The following is a 17,404-nucleotide window of genomic DNA, read 5'->3' on the forward strand; positions in this document are numbered from 1 at the left end:
AATAATTTTCAAACACAATAAATTTTATCTACCCTTCCGATTTCCAAATTATTTTGCAATTATCTTTTATAATATTCCTTCATTATAGTCCTCCGTCTTTTCTATAATTCTCTTTGCCAATTTTCTTACACTCGCATTTTCATACAAATCTTTTATCGTTATTACGATATTATATTTTTCATTTATCTTCCTTATTAGTTTCAATGCATTTAATGAATCTCCTCCAATAGAGAAAAATTCTTTATCAACACTTACGCGAATCCTCAGGATATTTTCATACTCGTCTAAAAGTCCCCTTTCCAAAGGAGTTGTTATTTCTGTTTTTTCCTTATTATTTTCTTCCTCGTATTGATACTCTTCTGCCAATTTTTTTCTATTTATCTTGCCATTATCTGTAAGTGGAAACTCATTTATATTAAAAATCCGCTTTGGTATCTCATATTTAGGAATTGTCGATTCTAATTTTTTCTTAATTATTTTTTCATCGTAATAAAGTTTTCCTTCTACTATTCCAATTATTACAATTCCATTGTTCCTTTTAATAGGAATTACCACAGACCTATTTTCTGGGAAAATATCGGATACAGCAGCTTCAATTTCGCCCAACTCTACCCTGTACCCATTGATTTTCACCTGATTATCCAGTCTTCCAAGGAATTCAATATTACCGTCATTCCAGTACCGTCCCATATCCCCGGTACAATACAGTCGTTCTCCATTTCTATCTAAAACAACAAATTTTTCCTCTGTTTTTTCTTTATCGTTTAAATATCCCTGTGCAACACCGTCTCCGGCAATATAAAGCGTCCCTGGTACCCAGTCCGGACAATCTTCCATATTCTGATCCAGAATATAATACTTCTGGTTTGCAAGTGGTTTTCCATACGGAATACTCTTCCAATCTTCCGGCACAACCTCTGGAATCTCGAAATGATTAGACCAGATACTGCCTTCTGTTGCTCCTCCAAGAGCAACAATCTCAACATTCTGGAACAGATTACGAATTCTCCCCGGAAGTGAAACAGGAACCCAGTCGCCACTCATCATTATCAACCGCAGCGATTGTGAAGTTACCTGCCTTTGATATTCCTCATATTCTGCCAGCATTTCTACAAAAGCTGGCACGCTGTTCCATACGGTAATATTCTCATGATTCAACCAGTGAATCCAATGCGCTGGATCTTTTCCATATTCCGGATCCGGAAGAACCAATTTACCACCTGCGCCTAAAACGCCAAAAACATCATAAACAGACAGGTCAAAATGAAGATTGGAGATTCCAAACGCCGTATCCTGTTCTGTAATCTGATAGCGTGCATTGATATCCAGTATTGTATTCACTGCATTATGGTGAGTAATCATTACTCCTTTCGGCATCCCGGTTGTTCCCGACGTATAGATCACATACGCAAGATCTCCCACCTTATTCTCCTGTGCTTTGTATTCAGAATTACCTTTTAATCCCGACACAGGAATACAATCCCACTCGTGCATCCATTCGGTATCCTGCTCATCCGCCTGATTCTGCACAAGAATGATTCTTGTTCCACTGTCACGGAGAATCTTTTCAACTCGTTCTCTCGGATTATGGATATCTATCGGAAGATATGCGGCTCCGGCAAACAGGATTCCATAAACAGCAACTACCTGCTCCCACCCTTTTTCCATAAATACAGCTACCGTCTCTTCTTTTTTTATTCCCATGCTCTTCAACTGCCCGGAAATGTAAAACGCCTCTTCTTTTATCTCCCGATAAGTCATCCGCCTGCTGCACGTTACCAGCGCCTCCTTATCCGGAAATTTGTCTGCCGCCTCCAAGAATAATCCATCCAACGTTTTCTCTTCAAATTCAGCCGCCGTTTCATTCGCCTGACGCCGTTTTTCTGAAATTTCCGCTGTTACCAGACTTGCCGTTTTTTCCTGCATGATCTCCGGATGAACTGCTAGCGTATGAAGCAGGCCGGTATATGCCCGGAACATCTCATCCAGCATTCCCGGATAAAATAATTCGTCCACGGAATCCCAAAACAGGCATAAACAGCCATCCATTTCAACCACCTGATGATCCAGCCACACCTGCGGCGTCTGTGAAATGTTATAGTTCAGTTTTCCAAGCCACTTTCCTTCATTCCACTGCTCCACGCCAAGGCCACTGGTAAACACTACCGGCATAATAGCGCCCCGCATATTTCCAGTCTTTTTCTTTAATTCGCGCTCCAGTTCAACCGCGCCATAAGCTGTATGCTCCAGATCTTCTGTAAGCTGCTTCTGAATTGCCTTTGTCCTTTCCGCAAAATTATTCCCTGCATTCTTTATCTCCAGCAATGTCAGTGTTGTAAAATCTCCAACCAGATTGTTCACTTCCGGATGCAATTGTTTCCGGTCAAACTGCGTCAGATTAAGTGTAAAATCCTTATTACTGCTCCACAAGCGGAGAGTCTCCGCATAAGCACTCATCAAAAGAACAGAAGGCGTTACCTCCAGTCTTCCCGCCGCGTCTTTTACAGACTGCCATTCTTTCTGTGACAGTTTTGCGCTCCGGCGACAGAAACGCTGCTCTGTAATCTGGCTTTCGTTCTTTGCAAGCGGCAGATCCGGTGCGTCCGCAAAAGTCTCCACCCGGTCTTCCCAATATTTTTTATCTTTCTCATAAGCAGAGGTAGACTTTATCTGCTCCAGTCCCAGCACGTAATCCCGGAAAGACAAAGTAATCGGCATTTCCGCTTTTCCATTTCGATATACTTCTGCCCACTCATTTAAGAGATGGAACATACTCCAGCCATCAAAGATAATATTGTCAAAACTGATATGGATTCTATGCTTCTGGTCCTCTATTTTAGTGATTCGCACATCAAACAGAGGCCATTCATCTGTCTGAATTACCTGATGAGACATCTCTGCCCGTTTTTCATCCAATGCCTTTTCTTTTTCTGTCACTTCCAATTGTCGGATATCCGTCACGTCAATATGATACTGGGGAGTATTCTCCAGTATGCGCTGCATACCATCCGGCTGGATAATAACACGCATCATCCCATGCCTCTGTATCAACAGATTCCATGCCGTCTCTGCGCACTCAGTATCAAGGCCGTCTGCATCCAGTTCAAAATAACAGTGCGTTGCAACATTCCCCAATTCATACAATCCGCTTCTGCCAAGCCAGTAAGCATACTGCACATCGGTTAATGGGAACGGATGATATGCTTCCTTCAGATTCGGTTTGATCTGCAGTGTATCTTCTTCTTTCTGTTCGGACTGTTCAATAGCTTTTGCCAGAGATTTTACGGTCAGATTTTCAAAAATCGTGCTGATCGTTATTTTGCAGCCGAAGGTTTTCTGTACTTCCGAGATCAACCTTGTGGCAATCAGCGAGTCTCCCCCAAGGCTAAAATAATTATCTTCAATTCCGATATTTTCATATCCAAATAATTGTTTCCAGATATCTAAAAGCTTTTCTTCTGTTTCTGTCGTTGACTTTGAAAATCGGATAACCGCAGTTTCTTCTTTAAAATCTTCCCGCAATTGCTTCCTGTTAATCTTCCCATTGGACAATGTTGGGAGCTGCTCCATGAAATGATAATTCTGTGGAACCATATACTCCGGCAGTTTTTCTGACAGATATTCCCTTAGTGCTCCATTATGATAGGACAGGACAGACGCCTGCTGTCTGCTGCAGCATATACATCTTCCATATCTCTCTGTCACAGCACAGTCTTCGCCCAATCCTGCCTCTGATAAACATTCTCTCCACAGCAGGCAATCCGGGGTAACCAGCCCTGCTTCTTTTCTCTTGTCCCGAATATCCGCAAAACCATTTTCCAAAAAAGCCGCTGTAAGTTCCTGAAGGTATGTCCTTACCACAAGGTCAGTCATCAGCAATATTCCGTTTGGCTTCAGTAATTCCGCTACTTTCTTTACCGCATCCGCAGCATCAATATTTCTATGTAAAGCATTTACCGATATCACAACGTCATAACTATGCAAGGACATCTGCTGCTTATCCATGCCTTCTTCCAGATTCAGCATCTCAAACTCGACTCTCTCATATCCCGCAAGTTCTTTCTCTGCTTCCTGCAGAAAATATTTTGAAGAATCCGCATAAGTATAAGCCACGCTTACATCTTCCAGTGCATTCAAAAACTGTCTTGTAATTGCAGTGTCCCTTGTACCAATTTCTATAATCTGGAGTGGCTCTTTTCTGCGTTCTTCTGCCAGAAGCCTTAATCCCTGCACCAGTCTTTCCACTGTTTCCTCGCAGCCCGGAATCCTCCGAAGCAGCATATTCGGAGCCAAAGCCGGCTCTTTCTGGTAGAATACGTCCAGCGGAACTTCATTCCCAGTAACCATATGCTTCAGATACGGCTTCAGTTTATTAAAATACGTTTCCGTATCTCCAGCTTTTTCCGGTACAGCCACTTCCTTCCCGGTACGCGATAGTCTGCCGTCCTCTTCTCTCAGGATTCCTTCCTTCTTTAAAATTTCCAACCATCTTGCCACAGTATTCTTCTGTGTTTCCGTAATGCTCCCTTTTTCAAAAATTTCCTTCTGCGAAAGAACTTCCTTCTCTGATACAAAAATGCCTAACTCTATGAGTGTCTCCAGCATAAGCTGTACACATCTCTGGTCTGCATAGGCAAGGAAATTTTTGTATGCTGTCTTCCGTTCCTGCTGCATCTGCCAATTGCTGACATCATCCTTCAGTTCTTTCCAGCCCCCGCCAAAGATATCTGTGCCGTACAAATACGTTGTAACTTTAGAATCTTCCTGTATCGGCGCTCCGATATAAGCAGCCAGCGTTTTATTGCCATGACCATCACTAACTGTATCAACAACTGCATGAGCCACACCCGGAAACTCCTGAATCACATGTTCAATTTCTCCCAATTCAATCCTGTGTCCGCGAATCTTTACCTGATGGTCTTTTCTTCCCAAAAATTCAATTGTCTCATCATCCCAGATTCTTCCGAGATCGCCGGTCCGATACCATCTTCCATACTGATCTGTGATAAATTTCTGCCCCGTAAGCGCAGAATCTCCCCTATATCCTTTTGCTACACCAAAACCGCCAATCCAGAGTTCGCCTTCTGCCCAGTAAGGGCAATCCCTTCCATACTCATCCACAACACGATATGCCTGATATCTGAGTGGCTTTCCATAAGGAATAGATTTCCAGTTTTTCGGCATCGGCAGGGTAACATTCTGATAATTGGACCAGATACTTGCCTCTGTAGCTCCTCCCATAGCGACAAACTGGCAATCCTCTGTCCATGCCGCAACCCTCTGCGGGAGATCCGTCCCAATCCAATCTCCGGAAAGCATAACCGCCCTGATCGGCAGTTTCTGTTTCATGGATTCCGCCCGTATCAAAAGCATATCCAGAAGCACCGGCACTGAATTCCAAACGGTAATCTGATATTTCAACACTTGTTCCAGCCAGTAATCCGCATTCCTTCTCTCCTGCTCTGGAAGCAATACCAATGTTCCTCCTGCGCCTAAAATTCCAAAAACATCATATACCGACAGGTCAAAATCCATAGCTGATACAGCCAGCGCCCGATCTGAACTTGTCACATGGTACTTTTCATTAATATCCTGAACCGTATTCCATGCGCTTTCATGCGCAATCTCTACACCCTTCGGAACACCTGTAGAGCCTGACGTCATGATGATATAGGCGCTGTCCTTCGGCGACACCTCTGGCAGTCTCACATTTTCCTGTCCCTCTTCCATACCTTCCATCACAAGGATTTCCGTACCTTCCGGCCAGTCCAGTTTTTCGGATAATTCCCGATTCGTGACCACATAGCGGACTCCCGTCTTCTCATGGATTAACGCTCTCCGATCTTTAGGCTGGCTTAAGCTGACCGGAAGGTATGAATTTCCGGAAAGCAAAATTCCTAGTGCCGCCTCGATCTGTTCTATCCCGCGCGGCAGGGTAAGTGCAACCGGGACTCCCTTAATATCCTTTTCTGAAATCCCTGCCGCCACTGCTGTCGCCCGTGCTTTTAATTCCCCATAGGAAACCGATCTTCCGCTTCCCGCATCAATAAGCGCAATATCTTCCGGGCAAACTTCCGCATGGTTCATAACAGCCCAATGCAGGCATTCCACACGCTCCGGCACTCCTGTACGCGCTGTATCTTCAATTTCTCTTTTTCTTTTTTCAGGAAGCACATCAAATCGCTGATTCCAGTCCTTCTTTCCCAATTCATGCAGAAGATTCTCAAAACACTCCAGCATATCCGGGATCATATTCTCCGGGAATAACTTATCCACGCTGTCCCATGTAAGCTGTACGCCATTTTCATCTTCATAACTCTGGAAGTCATTCCACACCTGCGGCGTTTGGGAAATCATATAGGAAAACTGCCCCAGTTCTTTCCGGAACGTATCATTTACCAACGGCGTTCCCAGATTGCAGGCAAAAACAACCGGCGCCACTGCCGATGCGTCTCCATACATCTGTGCAAGATCTCTCTGGACTTGCACGCCGGAATATGCCGTATACTTCATATCCTCATGAAGCTGCTTCTGAATCCTGTCCAACAATTCCGCAAAAGTCGGATTTTCTTCGCAGTTAATCTCCAGCAATAACAGAGTAGTAAAATCTGCTATTACTTCCTCTAACCCCTGCTGCTCTGTTTTCCGGTTAAAAAACGGAATGTTAATAAGGAAACAATGATTCCTGCTCCATCGTTCCAGAACCACCGCATATGCAGTAAGAAGAACCATTGCCGGAGTTGTCTGGTATTTTTTTGCCCGCATTTGCAAATGATCCCATTCTTCCTTTTCGATTCTCACAATCCTGCGGTTGAACACCGTTTTTTCCACTTCTTGCGGACGTTTTGCCAATGGAAGGTCAGGGCCTTTTGGCAAATGCTCTAAACGATTCTTCCAGTATTTTTCTGCGTTTTTCCGTTCCTCCCCTTCTTCCTGTTTCTGCCGTTCCAGATAGGAAGCAAAATTCCACCCTTTTGATTCTTTCGGCAGGTTTTCCCCTCGGTAAGCAGATGCCAAATCCCTCAATAATATCTGCAGACTCTGTACATCAGCAACCAGAAGCGCCATGTCCACATGAAGGCGTGCCTTATTTTCAGGAAAAAGCGTAAGCTCTATTCCTGCTACTTCGCCTTCCTCAATCTTTAACTTCCGATGGGATAAACGTTCTCTGACAGATACTGCCATTGCCTCTGCTTCCTCAGATGACATCCGGGAAAAATCATGAACCTTTATTTTTTCACAATACGGCTTATCCAGGATTTTCTGTGTTCCATCATCCAAAAAGCAGGCGCGCAGCATAGGATGATGATACTGCAGTACATTCCATGCTTTTTCCAGACGCTCCGGTTCTATGTTTTCCCCATCAAACTCCAAATATGCGTGACAGTCTATCCCTCCAAGATACTGTTCTTCATCCCTGCCAACCCAATATGCATACTGTACGTCTGTTAAAGGAAACGGCTGTTTCATATCCTTTTCCGGCGTTATCTTAGATTCTTGCGCCCGTTTTTTGCCCGCTTTTTTCTTCATGCTGCGCTGGATTAACGCCCACCAGCCTTCAAAGGTGGGATTTTCCATCAATGAACCGAAAGAAACCTTAACCCCCTGTTTTCTCCACTGGTTTACCAGACGCATGATCGTCAGGGATGAAAGCCCAAGCTCCAACAGATTTTCGGAATCTCCAAAATCTCTGGCTACCGGCAGTTTTTGTTTGATCTGTTCCTTTATCTCTATATATTCCATGCTACTGTCTCCTTCTACTTTTCCTGAGCCATCCGTTCTAATGCTTTCTTATCTATTTTCCCTACGCTGGTCAGCGGCCATGTTTCAACCCGTTCTATCTGATCTGGCATTTTATACGCCGCAACGCCTATTTCCCGTAGAAACCTGTGGATTTCCTGTAAATCGATCCCGGCTTCATCATCGGTTACAAGGAATGCGCATATCCGATTTCCAAGGGTTTCATCCGGAACGCCGACAACGGCTGCCTCTTTGATCTCCAGATGCCTGCAAAGGTAAGCTTCAATCTCTGAAGGCATGATCTTTTCTCCGGCGCGGTTAATCTGCTCTTTGATCCTCCCACCCAAACGCAGTCTTCCGTCTTTCGTCCACATAGCCTTATCGCCCGTCCGATAAAATCCGTCCGGCGTAAAGCTCTTTTTATTCGCTTCCTCCGCCATATAATAACCATCAATCGTATACGGGCCTCTGGATAATAATTCCCCAAAAACTCCTTCCGGTACGGTCTTATCCTCTTCATCCACAATCTTCACTTCATCCGCAGGAGACACCGGAGTTCCCTGGCATCTTACGATCAGGGAATCTTCATCTTCCGGACTGGTAAAGGACAGCAGCCCCTCCGCCGTACCAAATACCTGCATCAGTTTGCAAGGCCATTCTTCAATGATCTTATCTGCAAGGGAATCTTCCAGCATTGCGCCGCCCACCTGCAAAATTCGCAGGCTGGATATGTCATAATCTTCATCCCATTCCAACATTTCCATGCACACAGTAACCATAGCAGGAACCAATGCGGTAATCGTAACGCCTTCCTCTGTAATTGCGTCAAGAATATCGTCCGGGCTGGTCGCAGACGCAAGCACAACTTTTCCTCCCACGTCCAGCGTGCCTAAAAGCCCCGGGCAGCATAACGGGAAATTATGAGCTACCGGAAGAGACGCCAGATAAACGTCACTGCTATCCAGGCGGCATCTCTTCGCGGACATGCGGGCATTATACATATAATCCGTATGGGTGCGCGGAATCAGTTTCGGAACCCCTGTCGTCCCGCCGGACAGCAAAAGCACCGCCGTTTCATACCCGTCCACAGCCGGAAATGCTCCATTTTCTCCACACGTTTCCGCAATCATTCCACTGATATCCCCGGATTCGCTATCTACAAATATATGCCGGATACATGAATATTTCTCTTTCATCGCATTTGCCATCGGCACATATGAAAATCCCAGATATTTCTCCACCACAATATAAGCGGTCGGCTTTGCCAGTTCAATAATTCCTTCCAGTTCCGCCTCCCTGTGGGCCGTCAGCATCATGATTGGCACCGCCCCAATCTTGGAAAGCGCAAAAAACACGATCACAAAAGAAATCCTATTCGGAAGCTGCACAAGCACTTTGTCTCCCTTTAAAATCCCTTTACGCAGAAAAGCTGCCGCAAGACAATCTGCTTTTTGCTTTAATTCCATATAACTGATCTCGTCTTCACTGTCCGTGACCGCAATTCTTTCTCCATATTTTTCCGCCCACCTATCAAGCTGTTCTCCAAATCCACATCTCTCCCAGCCTTCCAGATTCTCATATTTGCTCATATCTTTCTTATAACCCATTTTATCTGTCTCCTTTCTCATGCGCCGCCACATACGCAGCATATCCTTTGATCCTGACCGGATACAGAAACCAGTCCTGATCTTTCTTATCTTTTTCTGCAATTTTCTCGTTTCTGACAGAGAAGAAATCCATTCCTCTTCCTAATCCAATTCCAAGCGCCTTTACATATGCCTCTTTCGCCGCCCAGTACTGGAAAAACAGATCCGGTCCTTCATTTTTTACATCTTCCGCTTCTTCTGCAGTATAAAAATTTTCCGCTATCTCCCTATAGTCCGGGCACTCTGCCATCTCCTGCACATCTACTCCGATATCCATTCCGACAGCGAATACCGCCAGTATGAATTCACCCGAGTGCGAAATGTTAAAATCCACTGTCCGCTTTCCCGCAATCTTTTTATGATAAGGCTTACCCAGTTCATTGACAGAAAAATCAATCGTTTCCATATCTAAGTATCTTTTTAAGAGGATCCGCACGACAACCTTCCCGGCTATATAACGCATCCTGTCTTCAGGAAAACGGAATCTTCCGGCTTGCTCCAATTCCTGCCCACTCAGGATATATTCATGGTTCTTCCAGAAATCTGTCATTTCAGGCCAGCGGATACACCATATATGTATCTCATTTTCACGGATATAAAGTTTGTCTGCTGACAGAAATTCCTTTTCTCCGTATCGTTTAATCTCCATTTTTCATTCTCTAAAGCAGTCTCATGACCTCACTTATTACTTCGTCTTCACAATCCCTCAGATAAAAATGTCCTCCCGGAAATATCCGGTAGTTAAAATCATTGTCCGTATACTTTCCCCATTCCAAGATCGCACTCTCATCCGCTTCGTCGTCCTTTTCTCCGCCAAATGCAGAGATAGGTGTATGCAGCACTACTCCCGCTTTATCATAATACGTTTCATCCATGGTAAAATCCGCCCGCAGCATAGGCAGAAAGAAATCCAACAATTCCTGATTCTCTAGTATCTCTTTTGGCGTCCCTTCAAATCTTCCCAGTTCCCTCTTAAACGCTTCATCCGGAAGATGATAGATTGGATTTGGCTCCGGAATACTAGGAACCCGGCTGCCGGAAATAAACAGACATTTTGCAGTATATCCCGCTGCCTCCAACCGTTTTTCCAGCTCATAAGAGATCTTCCCACCCATACTGTGTCCCCATAAGGCATACGGTCCGTACACAACCTTTCTTACAGCCTCTTCCAGGTCATCTAACATAACCGACATATCTATATACGGTTTCTCCATGATCTGTTCTTCCCTTCCCGGAAGCTGAACTGGACATACCGTTACTTTCCCCTGCATCTTTTTCGCCCACTGGTTATAAGCAGAAGCACCGCCTCCCGCAAATGGCAGACAAAACAAGGTTATTTTCTCTTTACTAATATTTTCCGTATTTTTTATCAATTTCATATTCACTTTTATATTCCTCTGGCATAATGTTCTTTTTCTCTCTGTTTACCATCATTTTGTAATATGTTTTTCTCAATCACTTCTTATTTCTACCTGTAATTAGTTACATCTAACTCTTTGTCAAAAAAATTTTTGATCCATCCTAATATCAAACCGGACGCCAAAACAATATGCGCTACCATAATCCCGTTTACGATCAGGGAATATCCAATCACAGAAAAAACACCTGCTATCGCGCATTCAATAACTAAAATTACCCTCGCGCGCATCCCATAAACTTTTTTCTCTTTCGCATCCAACTTCTTGCTGCTGGCATCTACCGGCGCCATGATAAATATAACGCCAACCGCGACAAACCATATGATCCGCATTTGCCATATTACAGCCGGAGCAGACGCCAGATACAGACTGCATAGAAGGACAAGGATACCGGAAACAGCCATGCAGCCCCCTGCCTTTTCCAAATGAATCCCTCCGGCATACTGCCTTAAAACAGTAAAGGGCAATAAAAAGACTATCATCTCCATCCAATTCCCCGTTATGATGCCAAGTATGACGATGATAAGGTATATTACCACCCTGCCCAGCAGTACGCCGTAAGCATATTCATACAGCCTGCGGTCTTTCTCTTCAAGAATCCCATTCCTGCTTTGTAGTTCAAAAAGCCGACCAGCCATTTTTTTCCACACTAGAATTTCCTCATTTTCTTAACTTCTTCCGGCTCATCTTCCTGATAGTACAGCCAGTTGCACGCCAGATTTGCCGTATACGCCGTCAAGCAGAGTGCAAGACAGTTTACAGCTCCAAGCAGTTTGATTCCCAGGTTTTTTCTGATTATTTTTTTCATAGTTACAAAGCCTCCTTTTTTCCGAAAGTTTACACAAAAATCGCCCTCTTTTCAATTACCGTGGCAAAAACGGTAACTTTTTGGGCGATTTTTGCACGTCCTTATTTGATTGTAAAGATCAGCTTAACAGAGAACTCCCGTTCTCCTGCCTCCACTCGCATAATTCCCGCATACTTTTTAACCAGTTTTCCAACCGTGTGCAGTCCGATCCCGTGACTGTCTGCATCTCTTTTGGTGCTTATGTACCGGTCCTTGTCCTTTAACAGTGGAACAACATACCCGTTGCAAAATTCCATAACAAGGAAATGTTCCTCATTTCCCATATACATCCTGCATTCCACATATCGGCCATCTTTTGTCTTTTCTGCCGCTTCCAGTGCGTTATCCAAAAGATTACCTACGATTGAGATCATATCCAGTTCTTCCAGAAAGTCCAGCCTGAGATCATTACCCAGGGTAATCTTATAGGAAATATTCTTAGATTCCGCAAGGAATTTCCTTTCGCACAGGATGCTGTTCAAGATCGGGTGTTCGCAATACACACCTTTTTGAAGGCTCTGAATCCGGACACCTAAATGTTCCATAATCTCCTTAACCTCTTGATTTTCTCCTTCTTCCATCAAACCGGCTACTGTACAAATAAATTTATTTATATCGTGTAAGAATGCCCTGTTATCCTCATTGACCTTATTCATATACTGTAAATTAGCAATCTCCGCCCTGCTTTTCTGGTAAAGCCGGTCCATCTTCTTCACTTCTTCTGATTTCTCTACAAACCGGTCAAACACTGAGAAAATGAAGATATTCGTCAATAGCAGCAGCGAAGCTCCTACCGGAACCATAACCCTGTTCATTCCTTCAAAAGAAATATTTGAATAAAACACACATCCTAATATAATGATCGTAGCGGTTGGCAGCATGAGCAGCACAGTAAAAGTTTTATTCTCAATCGTCAGATAATTCCTTTTTCTCGTTACCTGATTAATGCATTTAATAAACAGAAATGTCATGGTACTCATCAGTAGTAGCGCTAATGTTTTTTCTATTTCCGTCCCAAAACCCTCAGATGCACCAGTCACGCCATACGCATTCGTAAGCGTTGCAAAGAGAAATTCAGGAATAATTGCCAGCACATAATAGCAGCATACTATAACCAGCTTCTTCCATATATTTCCCCGGAACACAACCATTGACACAATCATATACGTTACCGGAATCATTACCATATTAAATATTGAGGATTCCAAGTGGTTGATTCCGAGCATTATCAGCGCTACGACAAAATATATGAGAAATTTTCCCCAAAAGTTTTCTCTTCTGTATGGAAGCATGTTCTTTTCCAGATCTTCCAACAGATACATTTGAAGAAGGCAGATCAAAAAATCTCTTACTATCATACCATGCCGTTCCTTTCCCCAAGAAACATGATCAGAGCGTCAGCAAACTGACCTTTTCTCGACCTTGAAACATTCAATTGGATTCCCATCTGTAGCAGCGCCACATTCTTTTCCAATCCTTCCACTTTCGCCAGATTTACAATATAACTGTTATGTGCATACTCAAATCCCCTTCCGGCCAGACGTTCATATAAATCGCCTAAAGATTCCTTACAATGCATCTCATCTATCTCCCCCTGCCTAGCAACGTATATAGAGCAACCCCTTTTCGCCAGACAGATATATAAAATGTCTTCCGTATAGATACGAATTACTCTTCCCGCTGATGTAACCGTCACGGAAGAATCTCCACAGTGCAATTTTACTTTTGATAAAATTGCAGGGATTTCCCTTTTTAGACTTCTGTCATGCAAGTCTTTCATAATATACCGGAACGGCTGCCCAATATTGATGCTGTCTGAAGTCGGTTCAAAGTATCCGGAGCAGAACACCAATATCGCTGCCCTATTGTATTCCCTCAGCTTCAGTACCGATTTATTCCCATCCAATCCGGGCATACGCATATCCATAAAGACCAAATCATGCAAAATATCAGCATTTTTCAGTAGTTCCTTTCCTGACTCGTATTCATAAAACCGTATCTCGCTCTTAGGAAGAATCCCTTCCGTTTCTATAACCTTCTCTATTTTCTCCCTGTAATTTTTATCATCATCGCAAATTGCTATTTTATACATCTATGTCCTCCTAAGTTAGTTTCCCCTAACCCTTTTTCATAAAAAATCCATCCTGCAGAATCTGAATCCTATGAGCATTTACTCTTCCTATAGTTCGGGTTCCAAATCTGCAAAGATGGGATCAGCAAAAAATTCCTGTATTGTGACATCCAATCCATCGCATATCTTTTTTATTGTAACTACGCCAGCATTCTTACTCTGACCATACAAAATATTCTTTAATGTTGAAGGAGGAACGCCAGAACATACCGCCGCCTCATTCACTGTGATATCTTTCTGATTAATCAGATCGTTTAAACGATATATGACCGCTGTTTTTATATCCACGGTATCGACCACCTTTTTTTCTTCTATTTTATATAAATCGGCTTTAAAAGGTCGCCCATATATAGTCTTTTTGATCTATGTACGATATTTTTTTAACAGTTTTTCTTATTCTAGCAGAAATCCGCTAAATTTCTATATTTTATTAGATACATGAAACCCTGTGAGAACATTTCTGATCCTACGCAGGGTTTTCCACTTTGTTATAAAATTTTTATATTTTGCAGTATGCTGGATCGGAGTTATCATTCAACTTTCCTTCTGCTGCCGATTGTAAAAACATATTTTTACGAATAAATATTCAGCAGTTCTTCCGGAGAAAGCAGTGTAATCCAAAAGGAAAGAAAATCCTTTTTATTCCTTGTCACACTCGCATCACACTGATTCGCCTTCGTACAAGTTGCAAGCAGGCAGTCTTCAAAATCAGATACTCTCTGCAAATAAGCAGGCAGCACATCTTCGTTCGTCACTGTCAGCACTTTTGCTATGTCCAAAACGGAGCCAAGTGCCTTTCTATAAATTTATACCGTTCTTACATCCCGATCAGCTCCTCTCTCCAGCTCATCTTTTCCCTGCTTTTCTTGGATTTTTCTCTTATTGATTTCCAGTCGTTCATGAATAGATGGCTTCTTTGCCTTCGTAGTTGCTTTATTCTTTTCTGTTTGCATACTCGAAACTACCTTTTTCACAGCTTTGTCATTATCCCCTTTTGTCACATTCGCTGCTCTTGACGCTTCTACTCTGCTGTCCTGCTTTTCTGCAACCTGCCGTTCCTGCTTTTCCTGCACACTTTTTTCTTCCAGACTGCAAAAGCTCTGCAAATATGGCAGCACATGGTTCTGCATATCGGTCAGATCTTCCATACACTTCTGAAACTCTTCATTTCCCTTGTTTTTCAGATAACCAATCCAGCTTTCATCCGTAAGTTTCAGTTCATTTTGGAGTTTCAGCTGACTTAAAATACCGCCATTTCCTGTTCCAATATCTATTTTCCCTTTGAAATGTTGCAGCATTTTATCGCCTTTTTCCGCATAATATATAGTAAAAAACATCTGGGCTGTTACCATCGGCTCATCCGTCCTCGGATTACGGTCTGCGTACCATTCCTTATCCTTCTGTGCAGTACGGGAATCCAGATCTGAGAGCTTCTGACAGCGTGGTTCCATCAGCTCTCGCTTTTCACAGTAATTCACATACACCATCGGCTCTGTTTCTTTGGATATATCTGGTTCGTAGGATTTCAGCCGTTCCAGCAAAACACCTGCCCACACGGACTGCTCACAGTCTTCTTCAATCACATCCTTCAGAAAGGAAATATAAGAACCAACATTTCCACTTTGCAGATCCAGCATGACTTCCTGTATGGTATCCTGCCCTGGCTCTACATGGTCCCGATAGTCATACGGATCGAAGTCTTCCGCAATCTCATCCAATGCTGCTGCCAGTTCTTCTGTTGTCATTTTTTTCGGATACATTGCCTCACGCACATCCTGAATCGGGATATATTTATAATCAGGCAATGCTTTATGAATCTTCTCCAAACCTTCACGCACCACCGGCTGATCTTTTAAAAACCGCACATTATCCAAGAAGTCGCCGTGTATCGTTGTTCCCATTACAATCAACAGTTCTGTTTCATCAAACAAGCTATCCTCCGGATCACGATAAATAATCCCCATTCCACTGCCTTTATAAGCGTTTTCCGGATCTTCTCTGTACTTCTCATAGATTGCTGCGATTTCTTTCACATCTGTGCTTTTCTCATAAGCTCCCATATCATGAATTTCATCACATTCTGCAGCATAATATTCAAGATAAGCTTCTTTCTTAGGCGGCATATTATTGAGTACATTATCAATCATGTTATAATTGGCCTCTTCCAGTTCCTCCACCTTTGCCAATGGCTTATATTCGCCCTGGCTTTTCTGAATCTCTGCCATTACAACTTCATCCATTTCTTCTACTTTCTCCATCAACCGATCATAATCTCCACGGATGCGTTCTCCAGTCCAGCCTTCGTCTTCCAAAAGTTCCTCCGCCGCTTCTTCAATAGAAATTTCATCATTCTCATAAACGCCACCATCCATCAAGCGGAAATCTTCATCGTAAAAGGAATAATCATATCCTTCTTCTGTTCTCTGAATAGCAAAGTAACGTTCTCCTACCTCATATGCCAGTTCACTAAGGACCTGTTCTTCCAGATTCAGGAAAGAATCTAGCTGTTCAAAACTGATACTGTCTACAAAATGAGCAGTTACTTTTTCCCCGTCATTCAGAACTACGATATCACTGACAGACAGGGAATGCCCACGGAAATCTTCCGGTCTATCAATGTTGAACCTTTCAAAAATATCATCCAGTGACATATTTCCTGATAATTCACCAACATAGACCAGCTTGTAATCTTCTTTTTTTATCTTCATACCATGACTTTCAATAAAACTCATATTCATAAAAGCATAGTTTTCGCCCGGTGAATCATCCCGGATCTGATAAATACCAAATACCCTTCTTGTTCCTAACAACAGGTTTGCTTCTTTCAATGACTGAATCTGTGGATATTTCTGCATTTCCCATTCCAGGTTACGGAAACGCTCCAGTTCTGTCATAGACATCTGATAATGCTCTGGTCCTCGTTCAATTTCCATACGTTCTGTGACATACATCGGTGATGAAAAATTAGTGATCAGATAGATATCTGCTCCTGCATCGTATAATTTCAGTGCTTCTTCCTGCTCAATGACACTCATAGGCTCCTGAAATGCTCCTAAATTTTCTTCTGCATAATCTAGGTTGTTATCCTTTATCCGTTCCCACATCTGCAATTCCATTCCAAACAAACCGTCGTGTGCCTGTATCATTTCTTTACTCGCATATTCACCTTTACTGCCATCACTTCCAAGGCAATAAATCTTAGAACCCATTCTGTGATAATCCAAGGCTGCTTCTTTTCTAAGTGGCACCATATCTTCTGCTGTATATCCATAGTCACGTAATTCCAGCTTACCTATGGTTGGATCCAGCAGTTCTTGAATATCCATTCTTGCGTCATCCAGCAAATCCTCTACACCTTCTTGATCTGCCTGACTCACTGCATCTGCCAGATTTCTTACCAAATTCCTAACTTTCTCTTCCTCGCCGATCAGATTCGCATATTCAAAAATCTGTTCTTTTACATCTGTTGAAAATTCTATATCTCTACGCTCTGCCTGAGCAATCCGTTCCTGCGTATATTCCTGCATTTTCTGCGTTTCTTTTCCTGTTATCATACTTCTCGCCATTCAAATTCCTCCTGTGTTCTAAAAAATGGCATAACAGGCAGAACCTTCTTCTACCA

The 17,404-nt window shown here is 43.0% G+C and carries 11 protein-coding genes; all 11 read right to left on the reverse strand.

From position 1 onward, the window contains the following. Positions 1-66: 66 nt before the first annotated feature. The 11 genes from LI126_RS11425 to LI126_RS11475 all read right to left on the reverse strand — a co-directional run bounded on the left by LI126_RS11425 (position 67) and on the right by LI126_RS11475 (position 17,348). Positions 67-7,743, reverse strand: a complete 7,677-nt coding sequence (locus tag LI126_RS11425) for a non-ribosomal peptide synthetase (RefSeq protein ID WP_227165418.1) — start codon at positions 7,741-7,743, stop codon at positions 67-69. Between the two features lie 14 nt (positions 7,744-7,757). Next, positions 7,758-9,347: a (2,3-dihydroxybenzoyl)adenylate synthase gene (locus tag LI126_RS11430; RefSeq protein ID WP_227165419.1), complete on the reverse strand. Its 1,590-nt coding sequence runs from the start codon at positions 9,345-9,347 to the stop codon at positions 7,758-7,760. Between the two features lies 1 nt (position 9,348). Then, positions 9,349-10,035 carry a 4'-phosphopantetheinyl transferase family protein gene (locus LI126_RS11435; RefSeq protein WP_055650137.1) on the reverse strand — a complete coding sequence of 229 codons (687 nt, stop codon included), beginning with the start codon at positions 10,033-10,035 and terminating at the stop codon, positions 9,349-9,351. 10 nt (positions 10,036-10,045) lie between these two features. Continuing rightward, positions 10,046-10,765 carry a thioesterase II family protein gene (locus tag LI126_RS11440; RefSeq protein ID WP_179961961.1) on the reverse strand — a complete coding sequence of 240 codons (720 nt, stop codon included), beginning with the start codon at positions 10,763-10,765 and terminating at the stop codon, positions 10,046-10,048. A gap of 89 nt (positions 10,766-10,854) precedes the next feature. Next, positions 10,855-11,454, reverse strand: a complete 600-nt coding sequence (locus LI126_RS11445) for an accessory gene regulator ArgB-like protein (RefSeq protein ID WP_055650139.1) — start codon at positions 11,452-11,454, stop codon at positions 10,855-10,857. Beyond that, complete coding sequence (locus LI126_RS11450) at positions 11,454-11,612, reverse strand: cyclic lactone autoinducer peptide (protein WP_005344225.1); 159 nt, start codon at positions 11,610-11,612, stop codon at positions 11,454-11,456. The genes LI126_RS11445 and LI126_RS11450 overlap by 1 nt, the downstream gene beginning before the upstream one ends. Before the next feature lie 101 nt (positions 11,613-11,713). Then, positions 11,714-13,009 (reverse strand): sensor histidine kinase, encoded by a 1,296-nt coding sequence (locus LI126_RS11455; protein ID WP_227165420.1) that lies wholly within the window; start codon positions 13,007-13,009, stop codon positions 11,714-11,716. Next, on the reverse strand, positions 13,006-13,743 hold the full coding sequence (locus tag LI126_RS11460; RefSeq protein WP_055059676.1) for a LytR/AlgR family response regulator transcription factor: 738 nt from the start codon (positions 13,741-13,743) through the stop codon (positions 13,006-13,008). The genes LI126_RS11455 and LI126_RS11460 overlap by 4 nt, the downstream gene beginning before the upstream one ends. Positions 13,744-13,830: 87 nt before the next feature. Then, on the reverse strand, positions 13,831-14,070 hold the full coding sequence (locus tag LI126_RS11465; RefSeq protein ID WP_054337273.1) for a helix-turn-helix domain-containing protein: 240 nt from the start codon (positions 14,068-14,070) through the stop codon (positions 13,831-13,833). A gap of 284 nt (positions 14,071-14,354) precedes the next feature. Further along, on the reverse strand, positions 14,355-14,561 hold the full coding sequence (locus LI126_RS11470; protein ID WP_172733506.1) for a hypothetical protein: 207 nt from the start codon (positions 14,559-14,561) through the stop codon (positions 14,355-14,357). Between the two features lie 27 nt (positions 14,562-14,588). Beyond that, complete coding sequence (locus tag LI126_RS11475; RefSeq protein ID WP_227165421.1) at positions 14,589-17,348, reverse strand: YodL domain-containing protein; 2,760 nt, start codon at positions 17,346-17,348, stop codon at positions 14,589-14,591. Between the last annotated feature and the right edge of the window lie 56 nt (positions 17,349-17,404).

Origin of the sequence: Mediterraneibacter sp. 210702-DFI.5.30, assembly GCF_020560115.1 — a bacterium.
GTDB classification, from domain to species: domain Bacteria; phylum Bacillota; class Clostridia; order Lachnospirales; family Lachnospiraceae; genus Mediterraneibacter; species Mediterraneibacter faecis.

Excerpts from the sequence above, each read along its gene's own strand:
- LI126_RS11430 (WP_227165419.1), bottom strand. The coding sequence starts at position 9,347 with ATGGGTTATAAGAAAGATATGAGCAAATATGAGAATCTGGAAGGCTGG.
- LI126_RS11475 (WP_227165421.1), bottom strand. The coding sequence starts at position 17,348 with ATGGCGAGAAGTATGATAACAGGAAAAGAAACGCAGAAAATGCAGGAA.
- LI126_RS11450 (WP_005344225.1), bottom strand. The coding sequence starts at position 11,612 with ATGAAAAAAATAATCAGAAAAAACCTGGGAATCAAACTGCTTGGAGCT.
- LI126_RS11455 (WP_227165420.1), bottom strand. The coding sequence starts at position 13,009 with ATGATAGTAAGAGATTTTTTGATCTGCCTTCTTCAAATGTATCTGTTG.
- LI126_RS11460 (WP_055059676.1), bottom strand. The coding sequence starts at position 13,743 with ATGTATAAAATAGCAATTTGCGATGATGATAAAAATTACAGGGAGAAA.
- LI126_RS11425 (WP_227165418.1), bottom strand. The coding sequence starts at position 7,743 with ATGGAATATATAGAGATAAAGGAACAGATCAAACAAAAACTGCCGGTA.
- LI126_RS11440 (WP_179961961.1), bottom strand. The coding sequence starts at position 10,765 with ATGAAATTGATAAAAAATACGGAAAATATTAGTAAAGAGAAAATAACC.
- LI126_RS11435 (WP_055650137.1), bottom strand. The coding sequence starts at position 10,035 with ATGGAGATTAAACGATACGGAGAAAAGGAATTTCTGTCAGCAGACAAA.